The 6,000-nt window shown below is 67.0% G+C and carries 7 protein-coding genes; all 7 read left to right on the top strand.

The window, feature by feature from the left end:
- The first annotated feature begins 200 nt into the window (after window positions 1-200).
- The 7 genes from rpmH (at window position 201) to VARPA_RS30015 (ending at window position 5,898) form a co-directional block, all read left to right on the top strand.
- On the top strand, window positions 201-335 hold the full coding sequence (gene rpmH / locus VARPA_RS30045; protein ID WP_007834827.1) for a 50S ribosomal protein L34: 135 nt from the start codon (window positions 201-203) through the stop codon (window positions 333-335).
- Window positions 336-421: 86 nt separating this feature from the next.
- Entirely contained in the window at window positions 422-841 is a 420-nt protein-coding gene (locus tag VARPA_RS30040; RefSeq protein ID WP_013544366.1) for a ribonuclease P protein component, read from the top strand.
- A complete protein-coding gene (gene yidD / locus VARPA_RS30035) occupies window positions 838-1,125 on the top strand; it encodes a membrane protein insertion efficiency factor YidD (RefSeq protein ID WP_013544365.1) in 288 nt (95 codons plus the stop codon). The genes VARPA_RS30040 and yidD overlap by 4 nt, the downstream gene beginning before the upstream one ends.
- Window positions 1,122-2,813, top strand: coding sequence for a membrane protein insertase YidC (yidC, locus tag VARPA_RS30030; RefSeq protein WP_013544364.1), 1,692 nt, complete (start codon window positions 1,122-1,124; stop codon window positions 2,811-2,813). Before yidD ends, yidC begins: the two co-directional genes overlap by 4 nt.
- 77 nt (window positions 2,814-2,890) lie before the next feature.
- Window positions 2,891-4,300, top strand: a complete 1,410-nt coding sequence (mnmE, locus tag VARPA_RS30025; protein ID WP_013544363.1) for a tRNA uridine-5-carboxymethylaminomethyl(34) synthesis GTPase MnmE — start codon at window positions 2,891-2,893, stop codon at window positions 4,298-4,300.
- Between the two features lie 101 nt (window positions 4,301-4,401).
- Entirely contained in the window at window positions 4,402-4,863 is a 462-nt protein-coding gene (locus VARPA_RS30020) for a Crp/Fnr family transcriptional regulator (protein ID WP_013544362.1), read from the top strand.
- 105 nt (window positions 4,864-4,968) lie between these two features.
- A complete protein-coding gene (locus tag VARPA_RS30015; RefSeq protein ID WP_013544361.1) occupies window positions 4,969-5,898 on the top strand; it encodes a zinc-ribbon domain-containing protein in 930 nt (309 codons plus the stop codon).
- Window positions 5,899-6,000 lie beyond the last annotated feature (102 nt).

Genomic DNA, 6,000 nt, shown 5'->3' with positions numbered 1-6,000 from the left:
ACTTGTCAAAACCTTATCCACACGCTGTGGACGGCTGCGAAAGGCCCGCAAATCCAGTCGAAGATTGTTCCCGGGCCGAATGTTTGCGATAATTGCGGGTTTCCCTGAAAACCTCATTGCGTCTTTCGGGGGCCATCCGAAACACGCTCCCCAGCGCCCGCTGCTTTTCGCATGCGGAAATCAGGGAATCAGGAACCATCATGAAACGCACATACCAAGCATCCAAAGTCCGCCGCGCCCGTACCCACGGCTTTCTGGTCCGCATGAAGACCCGCGGCGGCCGTGCCGTCATCAACGCACGCCGCGCCAAGGGCCGCAAGCGCCTGGCCGTCTGACGGCAACCCACCTGCCGTTGCCAGCAGCCGACCCGCCAGCGCCAGCTCCCTCAGCTAGCGCACACGGCGTGTCAGGCTCGGTTTCCATGCAGCGGCTCAAGACCCGCGCGCAATTCCAGGCCGTCCTCGCAGGTGCCACCGTGGCGCGCACTGCTCATTTCGCATTGCATCGCTGTGCGCTCGATCTCGCATCGAGCGCGGCTCCGCTGTTCGCGTCTGACGATGTCTGGCTGGGCGCCATGGTGCCCAAGCGCTGGGCGCGCCGTGCCGTCACGCGCAATGCCATCAAGCGCCAGATCTACACCGTGAGCGCCGCACCCGACGTCGCCCTGCCCCGTGCTGCGCACGTGGTGCGGCTGCGGGCGGGTTTCGACCGCAAGGAATTCGTGAGCGCGTCCTCGGACAAGCTCAAGGGCGCCGTGCGCGCCGAACTCCAGCAGTTGCTGGCGCGTGCCGCGCGTTCGCCCGCACCGGCACTTGCACCTTCTTCCCCCTCCTCCTCATGAAACGCCTGCTGATCGGCCTCGTGAAGGGCTACCGCCTGCTGCTGAGCCCCTGGCTCGGCCAGTCGTGCCGCTTCACGCCGACCTGCTCGGTGTATTCGATCGAGGCGCTGGAAGTGCACGGCGCGCTCAAGGGCAGCTACCTCACTCTGCACCGCATCGCGCGCTGCCAGCCCTGGTGCCAGGGCGGCCACGATCCGGTTCCACCGAAATCACCGTGTCGCACTGACAAGTCAGGCTCGCTGTTTTCGTCTCTTCTCTCCTCCGACAAGAAGTCTTCGTCATGAACGATATCCGCCGCACGATCCTGTGGGTGATTTTTGGGTTCTCGCTGGTGTTGCTGTGGGACCAATGGCAGGTCTTCAACGGCAACAAGCCGACCTTCCTGCCGTCGAGCAAGCCCGCCGCCGTCGCCACCGCCCCGGCCGGCACCACGCCTGCCTCCAGCAACGGCGTGCCGACGGCATCCGGCACCAGCGGCAACGCGGGCGCCGTGCCCACGCAGGCTGCGGCCGCCGCGCCGCGCGAGCAGGTCGTCGTGACCACCGACCTGTTCAAGGCCACGATCGACAGCGAAGGCGGCACGGTCAACCACCTCGAGCTGCAGAAGTACGACGAAGCCGACCGCACCAAGCGCGTCGTGCTGTTCGAAAACGGCTCGCCCGCCACCCGCTACGTGGCACAGACCGGCCTGCTGAACACGGTCGATACCGGTGACCGCTTCCCCAACCACCTGACGCCGATGACGCCGAAGGCCGGCCCGCGCGAAATGGCCGCCGGCCAGAACACGCTGGAAGTGAGCTTCGAGAGCGCCCCCGTCGGCGGCCTTAAGTACACCAAGACCTACGTGTTCCATCGCGGCGACTACGCCATCGGCGTGCGCCACGAAGTCGCCAACGTGAGCGACCAGCCGCGCGACGCGCAGCTCTACATGCAACTGCTGCGCCACGGCACGGTGGCTGCCGGCACGATGTTCGGCACCAACACCTTCACCGGTCCCGCCGCGTACACCAACGAGAAGAAGTTCCATAAGCTCGACTTCAAGGACATCGCCAAGGGCAAGATCGAACCGCCGCCGCCCGCCAACGACGGCTGGATCGCGATGGTGCAGCACTACTTCGCGTCGGCCTGGCTGCTCAAGGGCGACCCCGCCAGCGAGCAACTGCGCCGCGAATTCCGCGTGAAGGACCTGGGCGACAACCTCTTCACCGTCGCTATGGTGGCCACGCTGCCGAAGATCGCCCCGGGTACCACGCAGACCGTGAGCAGCGTGCTGTTCGCCGGTCCCCAGGAAGAAAAGAAGCTCGAAGCCCTCGCCCCGGGCCTGGACCTGGTGAAGGACTACGGCATCTTCGCGATCATCTCCAAGCCGCTGTATTGGCTGCTGATCCAGTTGCACGGCTTCCTGGGGAACTGGGGCTGGGCGATCGTGGCGCTGGTGGTGCTGCTGAAGGCGGCCTTCTATTGGCTCAACGCCAAGGCCTACGCCAGCATGGCCAAGATGAAGGCCATCAACCCCAAGATCATGGAAATGCGCGAGCGGCTCAAAGACAAGCCGCAAGAGATGCAGCAAGAGATGATGCGGATCTACAAGACCGAGAAGGTCAATCCGATGGGCGGCTGCTTCCCCATCGTGATCCAGATCCCGGTGTTCATCGCCCTCTACTGGGTGCTGCTGTCGTCGGTCGAAATGCGCCACGCCCCGTGGATCGGCTGGATCACCGACCTCTCGGCACCGGACCCCTGGTACATCCTGCCGGTCGTGATGACCGCCACGTCGCTGTTCCAGACCTGGCTCAACCCGACGCCGCCCGATCCGATGCAAGCCAAGCTGATGTGGATCATGCCGCTCGCGTTCAGCGTGATGTTCATCTTCTTCCCGGCCGGCCTGGTGCTGTACTGGATCACGAACAACGTGCTGTCGATCGCGCAGCAGTGGTTCATTAACAAGCGGCTGGGCGTGCTGGGCAAGTAAGCCGCACCACCACCGTGACCGCAAAGGGCCGCATCCGCGGCCCTTTTCCTTTTTGCTGAAAGAATCGCGCTCTTGCCATGACCTTCGCCCGCACCACCGATCCCATCGTCGCCATCGCCACCGCCTCGGGGCGCGGGGCGGTGGGCATCGTGCGGGTGTCCGGCGCGCGGCTGGCGCCGCTGATCGAGGCGATCTGCGGGCGAGCGCTCAAGCCGCGCGAGGCGACGTACCTGCCGTTTCGCGACGCCGACGACGAGCCGGTCGATCACGGGCTGGCGATCCACTTTCCTTCGCCGAATTCGTTTACCGGCGAAGACGTGCTGGAGCTGCAGGCCCACGGCGGCACGGTCGTGCTGCAACTGCTGCTGGCGCGTTGCCTCGAAGCGGCGGCGGAAGCCGATCCCGTCACCGGACGCCCGCGCCTGCCCGGCCTGCGCGTGGCGGAGCCGGGCGAATTCAGCCAGCGTGCCTTTCTCAACGGCAAGATCGACCTGGCCCAGGCCGAGGCCATCGCCGACCTGATCGACGCCAGCACCGAGGCGGCCGCACGCAGCGCCGGGCGCTCGCTGTCGGGCGCCTTCTCGCGCGAGATCCACACGCTGCGCGATGCGCTGATCCATCTGCGCATGCTGGTCGAGGCGACGCTCGACTTTCCAGAGGAAGAAATCGACTTTCTGCAGAAGGCCGATGCCACAGGGCAACTCGCCAGGCTGCAGACGCAACTCGCCGCCGTTCAGCAGCGCGCCAAGCAGGGCGCCCTGCTTCGCGAAGGCATCAAGGTCGTCATCGCGGGCCAGCCGAACGCGGGCAAGAGTTCGCTGCTCAACGCCCTGGCCGGCGCCGAACTGGCCATCGTGAGTGCGGTGGCGGGCACCACGCGCGACGTGGTCTCGCAGACGATCCAGATCCACGGCGTGCCGCTTCACGTGGCCGACACCGCGGGCCTGCGCGAAAGCAGCGACGAGGTCGAGCAGATCGGCGTGGCGCGCGCCTGGGGCCAGATCGAAAGCGCCGATGCCGTGCTGTTCCTGCACGACCTGACGCGCGCCGCCCAGCCGGACTACGCGGCCGCCGATGCCGAGATCCTGCGCGGGCTCCAGGGCAAGCTGCCCGCGAGCGTGCCGGTGCTCGATGTCTGGAACAAGCAGGACGCCGCGCCAACTGCCGCTCCCGCTCGGGGCATCGCGCTGTCGGCGAAGACCGGTCTCGGCATCGAGGCCCTGCGCGATCAATTGCTGGCGATGGCCGGCTGGCAGTCCGTGCCCGAAGGCGTCTACCTCGCACGGGCGCGCCATGTGCAGGCATTGGGCAAGGTCGAGACGCACCTGGCGTTGGCCGCCAGCCACCTCGCCGCCCAGGCCCAGCTGCTCGATCTGTTGGCCGAGGAACTGCGCCTGGCGCAGAACGCGCTCAACGAGATCACCGGGGAGTTCGGCGCCGACGATCTGCTGGGTGTCATCTTTTCGCGTTTCTGTATCGGGAAATAGCGACACATGGCGATGCGTCGCCCGGCGAAACGTAAACACTTGTAGCCGAAACTCGCGGCCTTCGCGGATACTTCAACCCACATGCGGGGGTCGAAGAAAAAATGTCCATCCAGAACCTGAGCCGCGCCATCGCGGAAAACACGAGCACCGACGCTTTTGCGTTGACGTTCACCGTCCAGCAATGGGACACGGTGGCCGGTTACCTGCAGCCCATCGACACCGGCGTGGGCGACGTGCTCATCGAGCAGAACACGCCCGACCGCTCCGTGTTCTTCGTCGAGAGCGGCGCCATCAGCGTGCACCGCGTCAGCAGCAAGGAACAGATGCGCCTCGCCGTGCTCTCGCCGGGTTCGGTGGTGGGTGAAGGTGCTTTCTTCTCGCGCCAACCGCACGCGGCCAACGTGGTCGTGACCGGCGCGGGACGCGTCTGGCGCCTCACGGCGATCCGCTTTGCGGAAATGTCGAACCGTCAGCCGAACATGGCGCTGGAGATCGCGATGGCGCTCGGCGCCGTGATCGCCAAGCGCATGGCGCACCGCACCAAGCGTGTGGCGGTGACCTGAGAGGCTGAGGCGTCTTCGGTGCCAGCACAGCCCGAGCCCAGATCCGCAGGCCGCACCCGCAGCAAGTTCTTGTTTTCGATCCCGAGAGTAGTCAGTAAGTAAGCCATGGCCTCGATCTGTCCGGTCTGCAGCACGGAAAACCGCGAGAGCGCGAATTTCTGCAAGAGCTGTGGCACGACGCTGTCCGCAACGGCCAGCCGTATTCCTCCTCCCCCCAGCCCGGACAGCCAGGCCGACCGCGAATGGGCCACCACCGCGCCCGCCCAGTTGCGGGCTCCGACGATTCCAGCGCCGCTGTTCGACCTGCCCGAGCCTGCGCCGTCCTCACGCAGCTTTTTCGGCAGGGCACCCGCTGCTGCGCCGGGGGATGAGCGCACTGTGATCCTGGCGCCCGGCCAGCCGGCCGCGTCGGCATCGTCTTCTGTCGGACGGTCAGAGCGGAAGCGCTCGCGGGTCAAGGTTCCCCGGCCGCCCGAGCCCCCCGAACCGCCGTTGCGCCGACGCGGCCTCGCGCTGTGGCTGGGTCTGCTGGCGCTCGCGGTGGTGATGGTCGTTGCGGGCTGGTATGGCTATGGCAGCCGCAAGACGGCCGAGCCGGTCGAAATCCCGCCGCCGCCCGTTGCTGCGCCCGCACCGGCGCCGGTCGTCGCCGCACCGCCAGCCGCGGAGCCTCCGCCTGCCGAGCCCGCCGTGACGTCGGAGGCGCCGGCCGCAGAAGCGCCCGCAGCAGAAGCTGCTGCGCCAGTGGCCGCGCCCAAGCCGGCTGCCAAGCCACGCAAGCAGGCGACCGCTGCGCCCCAGGCCGCAACTCCGGAAGCGCCTGCGCCTGCTGCGCCAGCGGCACCGCCGCCACCGGCCCCCTCCGCTCCGTCCGAACCGCAGGCCCTGTGCGGCGACCGCAACTTCATCGCCAAGGCCCAGTGCATGGCGACGCAGTGCCTCAAGCCCGAGTTCAAGGCGCACGCACAGTGCGAAGCGGTGCGGCGCCAACAGCGCATCGAAGAAGAAAAGCGCAATCCCACCCTGGTGAATTAGCGCGGGCACGGAGCTGGCCCCAGGCTGCGCGGCACTTCGCGTCCGCTTCGCCTACCCTCTCCGGGTGCGATATCTAAGGCCCGCCGGACGGTTCCTCGGTCT

Origin of the sequence: Variovorax paradoxus EPS (genome assembly GCF_000184745.1) — a bacterium.
Classification (GTDB): Bacteria; Pseudomonadota; Gammaproteobacteria; order Burkholderiales; family Burkholderiaceae_C; genus Variovorax; species Variovorax paradoxus_C.
The sequence above is the reverse complement of the archived record's forward strand: the minus strand, read 5'-3'. Positions and strand labels throughout refer to the sequence as shown.